At 72.8% G+C, this 15,629-nt stretch carries 15 protein-coding genes; 5 read left to right on the forward strand and 10 right to left on the reverse strand.

Annotated features, from left to right (window positions below; all coding sequences use genetic code 11):
* Positions 1-7: 7 nt before the first annotated feature.
* The 4 genes from nadC to O3W51_RS33575 are packed head-to-tail and all read right to left on the reverse strand — an operon-like array spanning position 8 to position 4,561.
* Positions 8-1,045, reverse strand: a complete 1,038-nt coding sequence (gene nadC, locus O3W51_RS33560) for a carboxylating nicotinate-nucleotide diphosphorylase (protein ID WP_138354116.1) — start codon at positions 1,043-1,045, stop codon at positions 8-10.
* Complete coding sequence (locus O3W51_RS33565) at positions 1,042-2,805, reverse strand: L-aspartate oxidase (protein ID WP_138354115.1); 1,764 nt, start codon at positions 2,803-2,805, stop codon at positions 1,042-1,044. The genes nadC and O3W51_RS33565 overlap by 4 nt, the downstream gene beginning before the upstream one ends.
* Positions 2,802-3,665, reverse strand: a complete 864-nt coding sequence (gene panC, locus O3W51_RS33570) for a pantoate--beta-alanine ligase (protein WP_198357934.1) — start codon at positions 3,663-3,665, stop codon at positions 2,802-2,804. The genes O3W51_RS33565 and panC overlap by 4 nt, the downstream gene beginning before the upstream one ends.
* Positions 3,662-4,561: a Rossmann-like and DUF2520 domain-containing protein gene (locus tag O3W51_RS33575; protein ID WP_164296156.1), complete on the reverse strand. Its 900-nt coding sequence runs from the start codon at positions 4,559-4,561 to the stop codon at positions 3,662-3,664. The genes panC and O3W51_RS33575 overlap by 4 nt, the downstream gene beginning before the upstream one ends.
* Positions 4,562-4,747: 186 nt before the next feature.
* On the opposite strand from O3W51_RS33575, the gene O3W51_RS33580 reads away from it, so the two are divergent.
* On the forward strand, positions 4,748-5,884 hold the full coding sequence (locus tag O3W51_RS33580) for a threonine aldolase family protein (RefSeq protein ID WP_198357932.1): 1,137 nt from the start codon (positions 4,748-4,750) through the stop codon (positions 5,882-5,884).
* A gap of 36 nt (positions 5,885-5,920) precedes the next feature.
* Here the strand turns inward: O3W51_RS33580 and O3W51_RS33585 are convergent, their stop codons facing one another.
* The 4 genes from O3W51_RS33585 to cdgB form a co-directional block, all read right to left on the reverse strand.
* Positions 5,921-6,901: a quinone oxidoreductase family protein gene (locus tag O3W51_RS33585; protein WP_138354111.1), complete on the reverse strand. Its 981-nt coding sequence runs from the start codon at positions 6,899-6,901 to the stop codon at positions 5,921-5,923.
* A gap of 60 nt (positions 6,902-6,961) precedes the next feature.
* Positions 6,962-7,651 (reverse strand): response regulator, encoded by a 690-nt coding sequence (locus O3W51_RS33590; protein WP_269288192.1) that lies wholly within the window; start codon positions 7,649-7,651, stop codon positions 6,962-6,964.
* Between the two features lie 90 nt (positions 7,652-7,741).
* Positions 7,742-8,944 (reverse strand): sensor histidine kinase, encoded by a 1,203-nt coding sequence (locus O3W51_RS33595; protein ID WP_138354109.1) that lies wholly within the window; start codon positions 8,942-8,944, stop codon positions 7,742-7,744.
* A 263-nt stretch (positions 8,945-9,207) separates the two neighbouring features.
* Entirely contained in the window at positions 9,208-10,839 is a 1,632-nt protein-coding gene (cdgB, locus tag O3W51_RS33600; protein ID WP_138354108.1) for a diguanylate cyclase CdgB, read from the reverse strand.
* 307 nt (positions 10,840-11,146) lie between these two features.
* Here cdgB and O3W51_RS33605 point away from each other — a divergent pair, with 307 nt between their 5' ends.
* A complete protein-coding gene (locus O3W51_RS33605) occupies positions 11,147-11,650 on the forward strand; it encodes a flavin reductase family protein (RefSeq protein WP_138354107.1) in 504 nt (167 codons plus the stop codon).
* Positions 11,651-11,672: 22 nt separating this feature from the next.
* Here the strand turns inward: O3W51_RS33605 and arfB are convergent, their stop codons facing one another.
* Positions 11,673-12,101 carry an alternative ribosome rescue aminoacyl-tRNA hydrolase ArfB gene (arfB, locus tag O3W51_RS33610; RefSeq protein ID WP_138354106.1) on the reverse strand — a complete coding sequence of 143 codons (429 nt, stop codon included), beginning with the start codon at positions 12,099-12,101 and terminating at the stop codon, positions 11,673-11,675.
* A gap of 174 nt (positions 12,102-12,275) precedes the next feature.
* Here arfB and O3W51_RS33615 point away from each other — a divergent pair, with 174 nt between their 5' ends.
* Positions 12,276-12,851, forward strand: a complete 576-nt coding sequence (locus O3W51_RS33615; RefSeq protein ID WP_138354105.1) for a TerD family protein — start codon at positions 12,276-12,278, stop codon at positions 12,849-12,851.
* Between the two features lie 87 nt (positions 12,852-12,938).
* Here the strand turns inward: O3W51_RS33615 and O3W51_RS33620 are convergent, their stop codons facing one another.
* On the reverse strand, positions 12,939-13,475 hold the full coding sequence (locus O3W51_RS33620; RefSeq protein ID WP_269288193.1) for a GlcG/HbpS family heme-binding protein: 537 nt from the start codon (positions 13,473-13,475) through the stop codon (positions 12,939-12,941).
* 274 nt (positions 13,476-13,749) lie between these two features.
* Here O3W51_RS33620 and O3W51_RS33625 point away from each other — a divergent pair, with 274 nt between their 5' ends.
* Both O3W51_RS33625 and O3W51_RS33630 read left to right on the forward strand, forming a co-directional pair.
* Positions 13,750-14,943, forward strand: a complete 1,194-nt coding sequence (locus tag O3W51_RS33625; RefSeq protein ID WP_269288212.1) for a sensor histidine kinase — start codon at positions 13,750-13,752, stop codon at positions 14,941-14,943.
* Positions 14,940-15,617, forward strand: coding sequence for a response regulator (locus O3W51_RS33630; RefSeq protein WP_269288195.1), 678 nt, complete (start codon positions 14,940-14,942; stop codon positions 15,615-15,617). Before O3W51_RS33625 ends, O3W51_RS33630 begins: the two co-directional genes overlap by 4 nt.
* Positions 15,618-15,629: the final 12 nt, after the last annotated feature.

Genomic DNA, 15,629 nt, shown 5'->3' on the forward strand with positions numbered 1-15,629 from the left:
GCGGGTCTCAGACTCCCGGGCGAAGGTCGAGGCCGATGTCCAGGATCGGCGAGGAGTGCGTCAGCGCGCCCACCGCCAGGTAGTCGACGCCGGTCTCCGCGTAGGCGCGGGCGGTGTCGAGGGAGAGCCGGCCCGAGGACTCCAGGACGGCGCGGCCGGCGACGTGCGTGACGGCCTCGGCGGTCTGCTCGGGGGTGAAGTTGTCGAGCAGGATCAGGTCGGCGCCCGCCGCGAGGACCTCGCGCACCTGGTCCATGGTGTCGACCTCGACCTCGATGGCCAGGTCGGGGAACTCGTCGCGGACCAGCTTGAACGCCTGCGCGACGCCGCCGGCCGCGATCACGTGGTTGTCCTTGACCAGCGCCGCGTCCGACAGCGACATCCGGTGGTTGACGCCGCCGCCGCAGCGCACCGCGTACTTCTCCAGGGCGCGCAGCCCCGGCGTCGTCTTGCGGGTGTCGCGGACCTCCGCCTTGGTGCCCTCCAGCACGTCCGACCAGGCGCGGGTCGCGGTCGCGATACCGGACAGCCGGCACAGCAGGTTGAGCGCGCTGCGCTCGCCCGTCAGCAGGTCACGGGTGCGGGTGCGGACCGTCAGCACCACCTGGCCGGGCTCGACGCGGTCGCCGTCCTCGACGTGCCGCTCGACCTCGAACTCGTCGGTGCAGACGACCGACAGGACCGCCTCGGCGATCCGCAGTCCCGCGACGGTGCCGGCCTCGCGGGCGGTGAAGTCACCGGTGGCGAAGGCGTCCTCGGGGACGGTCGCGACGGTGGTGACGTCGACGCCCTGGTCGAGGTCCTCCTCGATCGCGATGTGCGCGATGTCCTCGACCTGGACGGGGTCCAGGCCCGCGTCGACCAGCAGCTGCGCCAGATCGGCGTCCAGACCGCACTGCAGCGGGTCGTGCTCGTACAGCTCCTCCTCGCCGCCGCAGCCGCACGCGTCACCGCAGCCGCCCGAGCCCTCGTCGGGCAGGCCGACGGGCAGGCCGAACTGCGGCAGCGGAAGAAGGACGGGCTGAGGACGGTCCGGGGTACTCACGAGGGCTCCTTGAGGGCTGCGCGGGTCGTCCCCCGCGGGGTTTCTGCGGTCACCGGCAGGCTGTCGAGCGGTGCCTCTGCATTGCGCACCGGCGGGAAGTCCGCCGTGTCGGTGGTGTGGACGGCCAGCGTCCCGTTCGGCGTCAGGCGGACGACGAGGTGCCGGCGCCACTGGGCATCGTCCCGGTCCGGCCGGTCCTCGCGCCAGTGGCAGCCACGAGTCTCCTCCCGGCGGCGGGCGGCCGCGACCAGGACCCGGGCCACCAGGCTCAGGTTGGACGCCTCCCACGTCTCGACGCACGGCTCCGCGGTCTTGCCGTCGCGCTCCAGATCCTCGACCGAGGCGGTGTGGAGCCGCTCCAGCGCGGTGGCCGCGCCCGCCAGACTGGCGGCGCTGCGCAGCACGCCCGCGCCCGCCGTCATGATCCGCTGGATCTCGTAGCGGGCCTCGGAGGCGAGCAGCGGGGTGCGGGCCGGTGCGGGGACTACGGGGGCGCCCGGCACGGTCGGGTCGGCGATGATGTCGGCCGCGATGCGCTCGGAGAAGACCAGGCCCTCCAGCAGCGAGTTGGAGGCGAGCCGGTTGGCGCCGTGCACACCCGTGCAGGCGACCTCACCGCACGCGTACAGGCCCGGCACGGTCGTCCGGCCCAGCAGGTCCGTCCGGACGCCGCCGCTCGCGTAGTGAGCCGCAGGAGCGACCGGGATCGGCTCGGTGACGGGGTCGATGCCGTGCGAACGGCAGGCGGCGAGGATGGTCGGGAAGCGCTCGGCCCACATCTTCGCGCCGAAGTGCCGGGCGTCCAGGAACATGTGCTCGGCGCCGGTCTCCTGCATCCGCCGCGTGATGCCCTTGGCGACGATGTCGCGCGGCGCCAGCTCGGCCAGCTCGTGCTGGCCGGTCATGAACCGGATGCCCTCGGCGTCGACCAGGTACGCGCCCTCACCACGGACCGCCTCGGACACCAGCGGCTGCTGGCCCTCGGCGTCCGGGCCCAGCCACAGCACGGTCGGGTGGAACTGCACGAACTCCAGGTCGCTGACCTCGGCGCCGGCCCGCAGCGCGAGCGCCACGCCGTCGCCGGTCGAGACGGCCGGGTTGGTCGTCGCGGAGAACACCTGGCCCATGCCGCCGGTCGCGAGCACCACGGCCTTGGCGTGCACCGCGCCGACGCCGTCGCGCTGGCCCTCGCCCATGACGTGCAGCGTGACACCGGCGGTGCGGCCCGCCTCGTCGGTGAGCAGGTCCAGGACGAGCGCGTTCTCCACGGTCTCGATCCCGGCGTCGCGGACCGCCTCCACGAGGGCGCGGGAGATCTCCGCGCCCGTCGCGTCGCCGCCCGCGTGCGCGATCCGGCGGCGGTGGTGGCCGCCCTCGCGGGTCAGCAGGATCTCGCCGGTCTCGTCGGACGTGTCGAACTGCGCGCCGGTGGAGATGAGCCGGCGCACCGCGTCCGGGCCCTCGGTGACCAGCGCCCGCACGGCGGGCTCGTCGCACAGCCCGGCGCCCGCGACCAGGGTGTCGTCCAGGTGCTGTTCCGGGGTGTCGCCCTCACCGAGCGCGGCCGCGATGCCGCCCTGGGCCCAGCGCGTGGAGCCGTTGTCCATCTGCGCCTTCGTCACGACGACGACCTTCGCCCCGGCGGCGGCGCAGCGCAGCGCGGTCGTCAGGCCGGCGACGCCGGACCCGACGACGATCACGTCGGCGGCGATCGCCCAGCCGGGGGCGGGGGCGTGCAACCGTATGCCGGTTCCGTTCATCGGGCGGCTCCGAATTCCAGGGGGATGTTGTCGATCAGACGGGTCGTGCCGACCTTCGCGGCGACGGCGAGGATCGCCGGTCCGGTGTGGCCGGGCGGCGCCTCGGTGAAGTCCGAGGGGTCGACGAGGGCCAGGTAGTCGACGGCCGGGCCGCCGTCCCCCGTCTGCTCCAGTACGGTGCGCGCCGCCGCTCGTACGGCGTCGGGGCCCGCCTGGACCGCGTCCCGGCCGGCGAACAGCGCGCGCGACAGGGCGAGGGCCGCCGGGCGGTCGGCGTCCGAGAGGTAGCGGTTGCGGCTGGACAGCGCCAGCCCGTCGCTCTCGCGGACCGTGGGGACGCCGACGATCTCCGCCGGGAAGTTGAGGTCCGTCGCCATCCGGCGGATGAGCGCGAGCTGCTGGGCGTCCTTCTGCCCGAAGAACGCGACGGCCGGGGCGGTGAGGTGGAGCAGCTTCGCGACGACGGTGAGCATGCCGTCGAAGTGGCCGGGACGGGAGGCGCCCTCGTAGCGCTCCCCCATCGGACCGGCCGTGATCCGCACCTGCGGTGCGCCGCCCGGGTAGACCTCGTCGGCCGCGGGCGCGAAGACGATGTCCGCGCCGGCCTCGGCCGCGATCTTCACATCGGCGTCCAGGGTGCGCGGATAGCGGTCCAGGTCCTCGCCGGGGCCGAACTGCAGCGGATTGACGAAGACGGTGACGACGACCTCGCCGTCCGCCCCCACGTGCTCCCGCGCGGTACGGACGAGCGTCGCGTGCCCCTCGTGCAGCGCGCCCATCGTCATCACCACGGCGCGCGGGCGGCCGTCCCGGGCGGCCGCCCGCAGTTCCGCGGCCGTCTCCAGCAGGTGCGTGGTCATCGGGGTCCCCCGTCCGCGAGGACTTCGAGCAGTGCCTCGGCGAATTCCGGCTTGAGCATTCCGTTGGCGATCGCGCGGTCCGCGGTGGCCCGCGCCATCGCCAGATAGGAGGCGACGGCCTGCGGGGAGTGCTTGCGCAGCTCCGCCAGGTGGGCGGTGACCGTGCCCGCGTCGCCGCGCGCGACCGGGCCGGTGAGGGCGCCGTCGCCGGCGCGCAGGGCGTTGTCGAGTGCGGCGCCGAGCAGCGGGCCGAGCATCCGGCCCGGCTCCTCGACGCCCGCCGCGCGCAGCAGCTCCATGGACTGGGCGACCAGGGTGACCAGGTGGTTCGCACCGATCGCGAGACCCGCGTGGTAGAGCGGGCGGGCCGCCTCGTCGATCCACTCGGGCTCGCCGCCCATCTCGATGACGAGGGCCTCGGCGGCCATCCGCAGCTGCTCGGGGGCGGTGACGCCGAAGGAGCAGCCGGCCAGCCGCTGCACGTCCACCGCGGTCCCGGTGAAGGTCATCGCGGGGTGCAGCGCGAGCGGTAGGGCGCCGGCCCGCAGCGCCGGTTCGAGGACGCCCGTGCCGTACCGGCCCGAGGTGTGCACGATCAGCTGGCCGGGGCGTACGGCGCCGGTCTCGGCGAGGCCGGCCACCAGGCCGGGCAGCGCGTCGTCGGGGACCGTCAGCAGGACGAGGTCCGCGCGGGCGAGCACCTCTTTGGGCTCGACCAGCGGCACGTCGGGCAGCAGGGTCGCCGCGCGGCGCCGTGAGAGGTCGGAGACCCCTGACGCGGCCACCGGCCGGTGACCCGCGAGCTTGAGGGCGGCGGCGAGCGCCGGTCCGACCCGGCCCGCGCCGACGACGCCGACGGTGAGACGGGCGGGGCGCGCCTCCGCTTCGGAGGGCATGGGGCCCGGGGTATGCGATGCGTTCACGCTGCGCTGGCCTTCCGTTCCAGTCCTGAGCGGTACCGGACGTTCTCGTCAATGCTACGCGAATGCTTCCCGGCCTCCCCGGGGGTCCACCGGACGGACACCGGGCAGCCGGGAAATCCCCCTCGGCAGAAGGGGGGCCCGTGGGGCAGGATCGGTGCCATGGGCAATGCGATCGACGACGAGAAGGCAGCGCGACTGGCGGCTGTACGGGCGTGCGACCGGGTGCTGTCCGGCGGCAAGCGGCCGCTGATGCGCGAACGGCTGGAGCGTCTGGTGGCCGAGAGCGCGGCCGCGTACGACCTGGACCTTCCGCTGGACATGTACGGCGACGGCGTCGTCGCCACGCTGGAGCAGCGGGTGGCGGAGCTGCTGGGCATGGCGGCCGCGGCGTTCTTCCCGACCGGCACGATGGCGCAGCAGGTGGCCCTGCGCTGCTGGGCGGGCCGGACGGGCAACCCGGCGGTCGCCCTGCACCCGCTGGCCCATCCCGAGGTGCATGAGCGCGACGCCCTCTCGGTGGTGAGCGGGCTGCGCACCGTCCATCCGACGACCGCGCCCCGGATGCCGACCGCGGAGGAGATCCGGAACCTCGACGAACCGTTCGGCACGCTGATGCTGGAGCTGCCGCTGCGCGACGCCGGCTTCCAGCTGCCCACCTGGGAGGAGCTGACCGCGACGGTGGCCGCCGCCCGCGACCGGGACGCCGTGGTGCACTTCGACGGCGCCCGGCTGTGGGAGTGCCCGCCGCACTTCGGGCACTCCCTGGCGGAGATCGCGGACCTCGCGGACAGCGTCTATGTGTCGTTCTACAAGTCGCTCGACGGCATCGCGGGCGCGGTGCTCGCCGGCCCGGCCGACCTGATCGCGGAGGCGAAGGCCTGGCGCCACCGGTACGGCGGGCTGCCCTTCCAGCAGTTCCCGACGGTGCTCGCCGCGCTGGCAGGGCTGGACACCGAACTGCCGCGCCTGCCCTCGTACGTGGCGCACGCCAAGAACGTCGTGGAGGGGCTCCGGGACGGCCTCGAGGGCGCGGTGCCGTTCTTCCGGATCAACCCCCCGGTGCCCTTCACCCACCAGTTCCAGGTGTGGCTGCCGTACCCGGCCTCGGTCCTGGACGCGGCCGGGCTGCGACAGGCCCTGGAGACGAAGTCCGTCGTGTTCGGCAAGTGGTTCGACAGCGAGGTGCCGGGGATGGCGGTGACCGAGGTGACGGTTGCCGCGTCGGCGCTGGAGTGGACGGTCGACGATGTCGCGGAGGCGGTGCGGGCGTTCGTGGAGCGCCTGCAGCAGGACTGACCCGGGCCCGGGAGCGAACGCGCCGCACCTCCCGCGTCACTCGCCCGCGACCCGCAGCAGCAGCTTGCCGGTGGTGGTGCGGGTGTCCATGAGGCGGTGTGCCTCGGCGGCCTCCTCCAGCGGGAATTCGGCGGTGACCGGCAGCTCGACCTTGCCGCCGGCGACGAGCTGGAACGACCTGTCGGCGATCGCGCGCAGCCGCTCCGGCTCGTTCTCGGCGATGGTGAGGATCGAGAAACCGGCCACCGACAGGCCGCGCGGGTACAGCTCGGGCTGGCCGAGCTGCCAGGGGGCGCCGCCGCCGGCGTTGCCGAAGGAGACGAGCCGGCCGAACAGCGCGAGGGAGTCCAGGCTGCGGCGGAGTGTGTCGCCGCCGACCGGGTCGAGCGCGAGATCGACGCCACGGCCGCCGGTGGCCCGCCGGACCTCCGCGGCGAAGTCGTCGCCGACGAACACCTCGTCGTAGCCGTACTTGAGCGCTTCCGCGACCTTCTCCGGCCGCGACACGACCCCGTAGACGGCACCCGCCCCACCGAGCCGGGCCACCTGCCCGGCGACCGTGCCGACCCCGCCGGCCGCGCCCTGGACCAGTACGGTCTCTCCGGCGCGCAGCCGGCCGACCTCGTGCACCAGGCCCTGAACGGTCGGCAGAACGGTCGGCAGGGAGGCACCGACCCGCAGGGACACGCCACCGGGCAGCGCGAAGACGGTGACGGCGGGGGCCGTGACGACCTCCGCGTAGCCGCTGTGCGGCGTCAGGGCGGCGACCTGCTGCCCGACGGCCAGACCTTCGACGCCGGCGCCGACGGCACGGATCCGGCCGGACACCTCGAGACCGGGACGGAACGGCAGCGCCGGCACCCGGTACCCGTCGGCACGGGCCTTGGTGTCGGCGAAGTTCACCCCGACGTAGGCCACGTCGACGGTCACCTCACCGGGTCCTGGCTCCGGCACCGGAACCTCGGTCACCCGCAGGACCTCGGGTCCGCCGAACTCTCCGAATTCGATTGCACGCATGACAGCCACCCCTCGCCAACTGTTCGATGAAAAGCGAACTCTGAAGCCTGGAGCCGGAGCCTAGTGGCCGCCGGTGCCGGCGCGTACCAGGCCCGTCTCGTAGGCCAGTACCACCGCCTGGACGCGGTCGCGCAGGTCGAGCTTGGTGAGGATCCGGCCGACGTGGGTCTTCACCGTCGCCTCGGACAGCACCAGCTTCCGCGCGATCTCACCGTTCGACAGCCCCTGGGCGACGAGCAACAGCACCTCGCGCTCGCGCTCGGTCAGCCGGTTCACCGCCGTGTTGTCCGGGGCGCCGGAGCTGGGCAGCATCGGCGTGAAGCGGTCCAGCAGGCGGCGGGTGGTGCTCGGGGCGACGACCGCGTCCCCGCTGTGCACGGAACGGATCGCGCCCAGCAGCTCGTCCGGCGGGACGTCCTTGAGCATGAAGCCGCTGGCGCCCGCCTTGAGCGCCGAGAAGGCGTACTCGTCCAGGTCGAAGGTGGTGAGGATGAGCACCCGCGGGCCGCCGTCGTCCGGCTTGCGGTCCGGGCCGCCGCAGATCTGGCGGGTCGCCTCGACGCCGTCGAGGCGCGGCATGCGGACGTCCATCAGCACCACGTCCACCGTGGTGGAGCGCAGCACCTCGATCGCCTCCGCGCCGTCGCCCGCCTCCGCGACGACCTCCATGTCGGGCTGGGCCTGCAGCACCATGCGGAAACCGGTGCGCAACAGCACCTGGTCGTCGACGAGCATTACGCGGATCGCCATCGTGTTCTGGTCCTCTTCTGCTGGAAATCGGCTTCTGGGGGTCGGCGGGGATGACCCGGCGGGGCGGGACGGCGGGGGGCGCCGGGGGCGTCAGCGTCCCGTCTTGAGGGGCAGCACGGCGCTGATCCGGAAGCCGCCGCCGGGCCGTGGCCCGGCCTCCAGCGTGCCGCCGATCATGGCGATGCGCTCGCGCATCCCGATCAGGCCCTGCCCGAGGCCGTCCTGACCGCCGTCCTCGTACAGCTCGTGCTGGGAGCCCCGCCCGTCGTCCTCGATGAGCAGGTCCAGTTCGGCGTCCGCGAAGACGAGCTGGACGGTGGCGGTCGCGTCGATGCCGCCGTGCTTGCGGGTGTTGGTCAGTGCCTCCTGGACGATGCGGTACGCGGTCAGCTCCACGCCGCTGGAGAGCGGACGGGCCTCGCCGGTCACCTCGAAGCGGACCGGTAGGCCGGCGCCGCGCACCTGCTCGACGAGCTCGGCGAGCTGGTCGACACCGGGCTGCGGCACGTACTCGCCGCCGCTGTCGTCGCCCGCCCGCAGCAGACCGAGCAGCCGGCGCATCTCGGCGAGCGCCTGGCGGCCGGTGCTGGAGATCGTCGACAGCGCCTGCTTGGCCTGCTCGGGCGACGCGTCCAGCACATAGGCGGCGCCGTCCGCCTGCACCACCATCACCGACACGTTGTGCGCCACCACGTCGTGCAACTCACGGGCGATACGGGCCCGCTCGGCGGCGACCGCGGCCTTGGACTGCGCCTCGCGCTCCCGCTGGAGCCGGGCGGCGCGCTCCTCCAGCTGGAGGTAGTAGGCGCGGCGGGTGCGGAGGCTGTCGCCGATGACCCAGGCGAGCGCGAAGGGGACGGACACGAAGATCACCTGGGCGATGCCGACCCAGGTGCTGGAGTACGGGTTGTCCTCCGGCCAGCGCAGGGTCGAGATCGGCGAGGCGCTCAGACCGCCGACGAGGGCGAGCCGCGAGGACCAGCGGGCGCCGTTGGCAGCGGCGGTGTAGACGGCGACCAGCATCGCGAAGTCGCCGGGATTGACCCGGACGTCCAGCAGGAGCTGGGCGATCCCGAGGGCGATGACCAGCAGCAGCGTGTTCTCCGGCGACCGGCGGCGCAGCGCGACGACGGCGCTCAGCCCGAACGCGATCGGGATCGCGGCCAGCCGGGAGAACTGCGATGCCTGGCTGTTCTCCATCACCCACAGCGCGCTGAACCCGAGCAGGACGAGAGCCCAGAAGCTGTCGACCCATGTCGGGTGTCTGCGGAGGAAGGAGTAGAGGCGCTGCACATTACCCAGCGTATGCAGGGGAATGGCGGTCCGGGGTCAACCGCCAGATCGATCTCGGGTACTCCGCAAGGTGGAGGGAACCCCCTTGAACCCGGCATTGGTCCCGTTGTGGTCCCGCATTGGTCCCGTTCCGCCCCGATATCGCCCCTCAGTGGACTCAGGGGGTCACGACCCGATCACAGGGGGGCCGTCCGATCCCACCCCTGCGGACCTGCGGACCGGCCTCGCCCCGACCCGGCGGTCAGCCCGCGCGTCCCCGGCGGTCAGCCCGCGCGGCGGTGGTTGCGCGAGCGGGAGCGCTTCTCGATGTACATGCGCTGGTCCGCGGAGTGCAGGATCTCGTCGGCGGTCATACCGCAGCCGGCCCAGCCGATGCCGAAGCTGGCACCGACGCGTACCGCCCGGCCGTCGACCCGGATGGGCGGGATGATCGCGTTGCGCAGCCGCACCGAGAGGTCCTGCGCGTCGGCCGGGCCCAGACCGTCGGCGAGGACCACGAACTCGTCGCCGCCGAGCCGGGCCACAGTGTCGCCGTCACGGACCACGCTCGCCAGCCGGCGGGCGACCTCGATCAGAACGGCGTCGCCCGTGTGGTGACCGAACCGGTCGTTGATCGACTTGAAGCCGTCCAGGTCGCAGAAGAGCACGGCCAGCCCCTTGCTGCCCGAGTCCACGCTCTCGTCCGGCGCGATGGTGTGGGTGTGCAGGTCGTAGCCGCTGACCGCCCCCATGGGGCTGGCCATCTCGTCGGGGCCGAAGCCGTAGCTGAACGCGAACTCGTCGGGTGCGGCGTCGGACACCGCGTCGTCCGGCCGTTGACAGAGCCGGCTGGAGAGCCGGGCGCGCAGCTCAGCGCTGTTCGGCAGCCCGGTCAGCGAGTCGTGGCTGGCGCGGTGGGCGAGCTGCATCTCGCGACCCTTGCGCTCCTCGATGTCCTCGACGTGGGTCAGCAGGAAGCGCGGGCCGTCCGCCGTGTCCGCGACGACGGAGTTGCGCAGCGAGACCCACACATAGGTGCCGTCGCGGCGGGCCAGACGCAGCTCGGCCCGGCCGCCCTCGGCGGAGGTCCGCAGCAGCAGGCCGACGTCCTCGGGGTGGACGAGGTCGGAGAACGAGTAACGGCGCATCACGGAGGCGGGCCGGCCCAGCAGCCGGCACAGCGCGTCGTTGGCACGCAGCAGCTTGCCGTGCTGGTCACCACCCATCTCGGCGATGGCCATACCGCTGGGCGCGTACTCGAACGCCTGCCGGAAGCTCTCCTCGCTGGCGCGCAGCGCCTGCTGGTCGCGCTCCAGCCGGACCAGCGCCCGCTGCATGTTGGCCCGCAGCCGGGCGTTGCTGATGGCGATGGCGGCCTGGAAGGCGTACATCTGGAGCGCCTCGCACCCCCACGGTCCCGGGTGCCGGCCGTTGGTGGGCTTGTCGACGGAGATGACGCCGATCAGCTCCCCGCCGATGTTCGCGGAGGCGTACATCGGGGCGTAGAGCCGGTCGTTGGGGTGCCACTCGTCCGGGAAGCGGGGCGGCGGGCCGTCGGTGTGCCACTGCGGGACGTCGTCGTCGACCAGGACCCAGCCCTCGGTGTGCGGTATGAACCGCAGCATCCCCCAACGCTCACCCATGTTCAGCCGGCGCTCCCACGAGGCGCGGGATCCGACGCGGCCGGCGAGCAGTGACTCGGCGGCGGCACTTCCGGCGAAGGCGGCGACGACCAGGTCGCCGTCCGGGCGCACCAGGTTCACGGCGCAGAGTTCATAGCCCAGCCCGTTGACCACCCCGTCGGCCACGGCCTGCAGGGTGTCGGCGAGACTTCGTGCCGTATTGAGGTCTGCTACGACCTGGTGCAGCTGACGCAGGGTCGCGAGACGGACATACGGCTCCGACTCGGTGTCCATGCCTCTCTCCGAGCCCTCGACAGCAACTCCTGGGATTTCTTGTCGTCCGATTGCCACGGCAACTGAATCACAGCGAGCAGTTCGGCCGGTACACAGGGTCAACAATTCCTGCCCCTTGTGACTCAAGTCACAGGAGTTTGTCCGGGCTTGACCACGGAGCGTATGGCTTTGGGCCTAGGACCCGGCTAGTACCGGCCTAAGCCGGGCCCGGACCGGTCCTGGTCCTGAAGCCCGATGCGCGGGGCCAGAACGGGGACGTACCGTCCTTGGTGTGCTGCAGACAACCGCTGTCCCCCATCCTGGGATCATGGCCCACCCCGACGACTTCCGCGCCGCGATGGCCCGCCTCGCGGCCGGCGTCGTTCTCGTCACCGCTCATGACCCGGAGGACGGGCCCAGGGGCGAGGACGTCGGCATGACGGCCACCGCGTTCCTGTCCGTCTCGCTCGAACCGCCGATGGTACTGGTGAGCGTTCGGGCGGACTCGCGAATGGACGATCTGCTGGAGCGGCAGCCGCTGTGGGCGGCGTCCGTGCTCAGCGAGAGCCAGCGGCACATCGCGGGGCGCTTCGCGATGCGCGGGCGGATCAGCGACCGGCTGCTCTTCGAGGACGTCGCCTACTACCGCGGCGCCCGATCCGGGGCGCCGATACTCGGCGGGGCGCTCTCGGTGCTGGAGTGCGAGACGGAACAGCGGGTCACGGCCGGGGACCACACCCTCGTCATCGGACGGGTGCTCGCCGCGCAGACGCCGAGCGCCGACGGCTCACCGCTCGTCTACTTCAAGGGCCGCTACCGGCAGCTCGGCTAGGGTGTGTTGCGAAAGCCCGGCGTCAGTCCCAGGAACGCTGATCGCGGCCGCGCTTGGTCTCGCCGCGCTGCTTCTTGTGCCGCAGCCGGCGCTCGTTGATCCCGCGCGGGATCTTCGTCGGACGGCGCGGCTTCGGCGGCGGGGCGGTGGCCGTCGCCAGCACCGACGCCAGCCGGGCGAGCGCCGTCTCCCGGTTGCGCCACTGCGAGCGGTGCTCGGAGGCCTTGACCGTCAGAACGCCGGAGACGAGCTTGCCCGCGAGGCGCTCCAGCGCCCGGTCCTTCCAGACCGGCGGCAGGGATTCCGTACCGGCGAGGTCGAAGCGCAGCTCGACCTGGCTGTCACTGGTGTTCACATGCTGCCCGCCCGGCCCCGACGACCTGGAGAAACGCCACAGGAGCTCGGCCTCCGGGACGGAGACGGAGCCGCGAATGACAAGGGGACCGGACATGCGTCCTATGATCCCGTGTTCCGACGGCTCCCGTCACAGGGTTTTCCACGGTGGTTTCGGCCGCTGTGGCCAATCGTGAATCCTTCGAAGGGAACCAGACAGTCCTCTGACGGCGTTGTGACGGGTGACGGTAGCTTCGTCGGCAACAACCCATCTCCATGGAGGGGACTCCCAATGGCTGTAAGCCTGTCCAAGGGCGGCAACGTCTCGCTGACCAAAGAGGCGCCTGGCCTGACGGCGGTCACGGTCGGTCTCGGCTGGGACGTCCGTACCACCACCGGTACCGACTTCGACCTCGACGCGAGCGCCATCGCTGTGAACACCACCGGCAAGGTCTACTCGGACGGCCACTTCGTCTTCTTCAACAACAAGGCGACGCCCGACCAGTCCATCGTGCACACCGGCGACAACAAGACCGGTGAGGGCGAGGGCGACGACGAGCAGATCAAGGTCAACCTGGCGGCGCTCCCGGCCGACATCGACAAGATCGTCTTCCCGGTCTCGATCTACGACGCCGAGACCCGGAGCCAGAACTTCGGCCAGGTCCGCAACGCCTACATCCGCATCGTCAACCAGGCCGGCGAGGCGGAGATCGCCCGCTACGACCTGAGCGAGGACTCGGCCACCGAGACCGCGATGGTCTTCGGCGAGCTGTACCGCAACGGCGCGGAGTGGAAGTTCCGCGCGGTGGGCCAGGGCTACGCCTCCGGCCTCGTGGGTATCGCCACGGACTTCGGCGTCAACCTCTGACACCGGCTCCACCTCCCGACGGCCTCCGGATCGCACCCTGATCCGGAGGCCGTCGGCGTTCGTGCGGCGGTCACTTCCCGAGAGCGGTCACTTCCCGAGAGCCGCCACACCGACGCGCGCGAACTGCTCGTCCAGGTCACCGCTGGGGGCGCCGGCGACACCGATGGCCGCGATGGGCGCACCGCCGTCGGTGACGGGGGCGGCGCCGGCCAGGAAGAGGGTGCCGGGGATGTCCTTGAGGTTCGGGGCCTGGGCCAGCCGCTCGGCCAGCTCCGAGGTGGGGGCGTTCCAGGAGACCGCGGTGTACGCCTTGCGCTCGGCGGACTCGTAGGACTGCGGGCCCGCGCCGTCGCCGCGCAGGGTGACGACGGTGTTCCCGTTGCGGTCGACGACCGCGACGGTGACGTGCTGGCCGGCCTTCTCGGCGGCGTCGAGCGCGGCCTGGGCGCCCTTGGCGGCGGCGTCGATCGTCAGATGCGCCGTCCGGACGGTCTGCGACGGCCGGATGTCGGCGGTCTTCGCGGCGGGCGCCGGGGCGGCGGACGCCGACACACTGCCGAAGACGCCGGCGCCGAGAGCGGCTGCAGCGAGGGACCCGGCCAGAACACGAGCGGAAATCTTCACGGTCACTCCTCAGAGAATCGGTGCGGCCCGCACCGGGCCTGCCCTTCGATCCTCGGCCCGGACCGGGCCGATCAGGGTCGGCGAGCCGGCCCCTCCCCGCGGGCATGATGGATGACGGGGCCGTCAACCGATCGGATGATGCGGGGCCGGCGGGGCCGGGCGATAAAGGGATACGGGGGCAGGAGCGGCCGACGACGAGGAGATCCACGTGAGCACCACCCCGCGACCGGCGGCGGAGACCGCCGACCCCGATGCGGGCTGGCTCACCCTCGTCATGCACACCGCGTTCGTCCTGCTGCTGGGTGCCTCGCTGACCCGCTTCGTGGTGCACCATCCGGGCGCCGCCAGGGTGCCGTGGGTGATCGGCCTGAGCGTCGCGCTCGCCGTCCTGTACGCGCTCGGTCCGGCCGCCGGAAGGGCTGGGCCCTCGGCCCACCGTCTGTGGCTGGCGGCCGTCGTCGTCGCCTGGGTGGTGATCGTGCTGCTCGCGCCGAGCTTCGCCTGGTGCGCGATCCCGCTCTTCTACAGCGGGCTGCGGACCCTGCCGGCACGTGCCGCGATCATCCTCGTGGCGGCCCTCACCGTCCTGGTCGTCATCTCCCAGCTCCGGCTGGCCGACGGCTTCGACCCCAACCTCCTCCTGCTGCCGCCCGCCGTCGCGGGCCTCGCCACCGCCGTCTTCCTGCACATGCAGCGGCAGGCCGCCCGTCAGCACGCACTCATCGACGACCTCGTCAGGACCCAGCGCGAGCTCGCGGCGACCGAGCGGCGCGCGGGCGCGCTGGCCGAGCGGCAGCGGCTGGCCATGGAGATCCACGACAGCCTGGCGCAGGGCCTGTCCAGCCAGCAGATGCTGCTGCAGGCCGCGGCCCGCACCTGGGACAGCGACCCCGGCACCGCCAGGACGCACGTCACCACCGCGACCTCGATCGTCGCGCGCAACCTCGCCGAGGCGCGCGCCTTCGTGCACGACCTCGCGCCCGCCGACCTCGCCGACGGCGGCACCCTGCACGACGCGTTGCGGGCGCTGGCCGAACGCGAGTCGGCGGAGAGCGGCCTGCCGGTCCGCTTCCACCTGGACGGAAGCCCTGGCGGAACGCCGATCGGAACCATCCCGAGCGGCACGGCATCGGGCGGGCTGCCGGCCGCCGCGCAGGCCGCGCTGATGCGGATCGCGCAGGGCGCGCTGGCCAATGTGCGCGAGCACGCCGGCGCCTCGGCCGCCGTGATCACCCTGTCGTACCTCGGCGACCAGGCCGTCCTGGACATCGCGGACGACGGCCGCGGCTTCGACCCGGCCGACCGCGCGGCCCCCGGCTCCGGCGCCGCCGCCGAAGGGGCGGCCCGCGGCCACGGCCTGCCGGCGATGCGCGCCCGGCTCCGCCAGTTCGGCGGCACCCTGACCGTCGAGAGCGGTGCGGGCGAAGGCACCGTCGTCACCGCCACGATCCCCCTGGAGCACCAGTGACCGCCTCCGCCGCCGTACCGGAACCCACGCCCACGCCCGCCCCCGTGCGGCTGCTGGTCTGCGACGACCACGCCGTCGTACGCGCCGGGCTCCTCGCGCTGCTCGCCAGCGCGGGCGACATAGACGTGATCGGCGAGGCCGGGACGGGCGAGGAGGCGGTCGTCATGGCCGCCCGGCTGCGTCCGCAGGTCGTCCTGATGGATCTCCAGCTGGGGAACGGGATCGACGGCGTCGAGGCCACCCGGCGGATCACCTCGGCCGTCGAGGCGCCCGACGCGGCCGCGCACGTCCTGGTGCTGACCACGTACGACACCGACGCCGACATCACCCGCGCCATCGAGGCCGGCGCGACCGGCTATCTGCTCAAGGCGGAGCGGCCCGAGGAGCTGTTCGCCGCGATCCACGCGGCGGCCCAGGGCCGCACCACCCTCTCGCCGCCGGTCGCCAGCCGCGTCTTGGCCCGGATGCGCGCCCCGCGCCCGAACCTCACCGAACGCGAGCTGGACATCCTCGCCCAGCTCGCGCAGGGCCTCGGCAACCGCGACATCGCCCGCGCCCTGTTCATCAGCGAGGCGACCGTCAAGACGCACCTGGGCCGGATCTACGACAAGCTCGGCGTCGACACCCGGGCCGGAGCGGTGTCCGTGGCCAAGGAGCAGCGGCTGCTGCGCTGACCACGCGGCCGG

Origin of the sequence: Streptomyces sp. H39-C1 (assembly GCF_027158125.1) — a bacterium.
GTDB lineage: Bacteria > Actinomycetota > Actinomycetes > Streptomycetales > Streptomycetaceae > Actinacidiphila > Actinacidiphila fildesensis.